Here is a 1041-nt window from a genome sequence, read left to right on the forward strand (position 1 = left end):
GCCATTGGGCGTGGTGGCCGGTATTACCCCGTTCAACTTCCCGGCGATGGTGCCGCTGTGGATGTATCCGCTGGCGATCGTTTGCGGTAACTGCTTTATCCTCAAACCGTCGGAGCGTGATCCAAGTTCCACGCTGCTGATCGCTCAGCTGTTGCTGGAAGCCGGTCTGCCTAAGGGCGTGCTGAACGTCGTGCACGGTGACAAGGCTGCGGTGGATGCGCTGATCGAGGCGCCGGAAGTCAAGGCGCTGAGTTTTGTGGGGTCGACACCGATTGCAGAATACATCTACGCCGAAGGCACCAAGCGCGGCAAACGCGTTCAGGCGCTGGGCGGTGCGAAGAACCATGCGGTGCTGATGCCGGATGCGGATCTGGACAATGCGGTCAGCGCACTGATGGGCGCGGCGTATGGTTCTTGCGGCGAGCGTTGCATGGCGATCTCGGTGGCGGTGTGCGTCGGTGATCAGGTGGCGGACGCACTGGTGGAAAAACTGGTGCCGCAAATCAAGGCGCTGAAAATCGGAGCGGGGACGACCTGTGGTCTGGACATGGGGCCTCTGGTCACCGGACAGGCGCGTGACAAGGTCAGCGGTTATGTAGAAGACGGTGTTTCTTCCGGTGCGACCCTGGTGGTCGACGGTCGTGGTTTGAGCGTGGCCGGTCATGAGGAAGGTTTCTTCCTGGGTGGCTGCCTGTTTGATAACGTCACGCCAGAGATGCGCATCTATAAAGAAGAAATTTTCGGGCCAGTGTTGTGCGTCGTTCGGGTGAACAGCCTGGAAGAGGCGATGCAGCTGATCAACGATCACGAATATGGCAACGGCACCTGCATCTTCACCCGTGACGGTGAAGCGGCGCGGTTGTTCTGTGATGAAATCGAAGTAGGTATGGTTGGTGTGAACGTACCGCTGCCGGTGCCGGTGGCTTATCACAGCTTCGGTGGCTGGAAGCGTTCGCTGTTCGGCGACCTGCATGCGTATGGGCCGGACGGTGTGCGTTTCTACACTCGCCGTAAAGCCATCACTCAGCGCTGGCCACAACG

1 protein-coding gene is annotated in these 1041 nt (G+C 59.6%); it reads left to right on the forward strand.

What is annotated here, in order from left to right:
* Positions 1–1041, forward strand: a 1041-nt coding sequence (gene mmsA, locus AC1DRJ_RS29285) for a CoA-acylating methylmalonate-semialdehyde dehydrogenase (RefSeq protein WP_477805200.1), incomplete at both ends; no start/stop codon positions are given.

The organism is Pseudomonas sp. P5_B2 (assembly GCF_056400445.1).